Here is a 1,959-nt window from a genome sequence, read left to right as displayed (position 1 = left end):
CAACACCCAAACCCATATCTGCACTGGTTTGGTGGGCTGGTTTTTTTTAAAAACCCCCTGCTTGTGGGGTGGGCTCGTACCCGAGGACCGGGTACGAGCACAGCCGAATCGCGTTTCATCCACGGCCCGCGGAGTCCGCGTCCCCGGAGTCGCTGGACGGCATGGAAAAGTGCCGGGCCCGCCGACGAACGGACCCGGCACTGAGCGGGCCGGACCCGCCGACGAACGGACCCGGCCCGCGCTCACGCCCTGGTCTCAGGGGTGACGACCAGGTGCTCGGCGAGGAACCAGACCTGGGTCTCGCCGGTGCGGACGATCTGGGAGACCAGGAGGTCCTGGGTACCGTCGTCGCCGAGCTCCGCCGCGCGGGTGGCGGCGTCGCGGACGTCGGCGAGGATGGTCCCGTGGGCGTCGAGCAGGCGCGAGAGCATCGAGTGCACGTCCTCCGCGCCGTCCGGCGGGCGCGGCAGCCCGGTGATCAGCGCGGCGTGCCGGGGGTCGCCCAACTGCGCCGCCGCCGAGCGTCTGCACCCGTTCGGCGAGCGCGCCGACCAGCTCCAACTGCTCCCGGGCGTGCTCGTCGAAGAGCGGGTGCAGCTGGTACGCGGTCGGCCCGCGCATGCGCCAGTGGCACCTCTTGTACAGCGAGTACAGGAACTGGGTGTCCGCGAGGACGTGGTTGAGCCGCTGGCACGAGTACTGCCGGACGTCGTGGGAGAGCGCGATCGGCAACCGGGTGACGGTGCCGAACTCCTAACTCTCTGCCGCGTGTTGGTGGAGGTGTGGCCGGCTGCTCATGGTGCTCCTGGGAATGGCCGGGTTGTTCGGGGATCAGGCTAGGAACCCGCGGGCCCCCGGCCTGTCCCGACGGCGCACCATCTGCGTTCCTTCCGCGCACCCGCAGAGGAGTTGGGGGCGTGTGATTCGCCCGGCGCACCCAGAACACTCTCGGGCGACACCGGGTGCTCTCCCAGGCAACTGGCCAGTGACAGCCACTCCTAGCGTGAGCCCCATCGCAGCCACCCGCTGACCGAGAGATAGGAAAGACCATGCCGTTCATCACCGTTGGCCAGGAGAACTCCGCCCCCATCGACCTCTACTACGAGGACCACGGCACCGGGCAGCCCGTTGTTCTGATCCACGGATTCCCGCTGAGCGGACACTCCTGGGAGCGGCAGAGCGCCGAGCTGCTGGACGCCGGCTACCGGGTCATCACGTACGACCGGCGCGGCTTCGGTCAGTCCTCGCAGCCGACCACCGGCTACGACTACGACACCTTCGCCGCCGACCTCAACACCGTGCTGGAGACCCTCGACCTGCGGGACGCCGTACTGGTCGGATTCTCGATGGGCACCGGCGAGGTCGCCCGGTACGTGTCCACCTACGGTTCGGCCCGCATTGCCAAGGTCGCCTTCCTCGCCTCCCTGGAGCCGTTCCTGCTGAAGACCGACGACAACCCGGAGGGCGCGGCCCCGAAGGACTTCTTCGACGGCGTCGTCGCCGCCGTGAAGGCCGACCGGTACGCCTACTACACCGCCTTCTACCAGGACTTCTACAACCTGGACGAGAACCTCGGCAGCCGGATCAGCGAGGAGGCCGTCCGCAACAGCTGGGACGTCGCGGCGAGCGGCGGTTCCTTCGCCGCCTCGGCCGCCCCGACCACCTGGTACACGGACTTCCGCGCCGACATCCCGCGCATCGACGTCCCCGCCCTGATCCTGCACGGCACCGGCGACCGCATCCTGCCGGTGGAGAACACCGCCCGGCCGTTCCACCGCGCGCTGCCCTCCGCCGAGTACGTGGAGATCGAGGGCGCGCCGCACGGCCTGCTCTGGACCCACGCCGAGGAGGTCAACACCGCGCTGCTCGCCTTCCTCGCGAAGTGACCCGAACGGCCGCCCTCCCCCGACCGCGGCCGTCCGCCCCGTCGTCGGTACCGCCGTCGCCGGTCCCGGGACC

1 protein-coding gene and 1 pseudogene are annotated in these 1,959 nt (G+C 69.8%); one reads left to right on the top strand and one right to left on the bottom strand.

Annotation, left to right across the window (positions count from 1 at the left end; all coding sequences use genetic code 11):
* Positions 1-242 precede the first annotated feature (242 nt).
* Positions 243-798, bottom strand: a pseudogene (locus ACFWIS_RS40595) (Dps family protein).
* A gap of 251 nt (positions 799-1,049) precedes the next feature.
* Between ACFWIS_RS40595 and ACFWIS_RS40590 the strand changes: the two are divergent.
* Complete coding sequence (locus ACFWIS_RS40590) at positions 1,050-1,886, top strand: alpha/beta fold hydrolase (RefSeq protein ID WP_380457347.1); 837 nt, start codon at positions 1,050-1,052, stop codon at positions 1,884-1,886.
* The last annotated feature ends 73 nt before the right edge of the window (positions 1,887-1,959 follow it).

Source organism: Kitasatospora sp. NPDC127060, assembly GCF_042724935.1.
In the GTDB taxonomy this organism is placed as follows: domain Bacteria; phylum Actinomycetota; class Actinomycetes; order Streptomycetales; family Streptomycetaceae; genus Kitasatospora.
The sequence above is the reverse complement of the archived record's forward strand: the minus strand, read 5'-3'. Positions and strand labels throughout refer to the sequence as shown.

Excerpts from the sequence above, each read along its gene's own strand:
- ACFWIS_RS40590 (WP_380457347.1), top strand. The coding sequence starts at position 1,050 with ATGCCGTTCATCACCGTTGGCCAGGAGAACTCCGCCCCCATCGACCTC.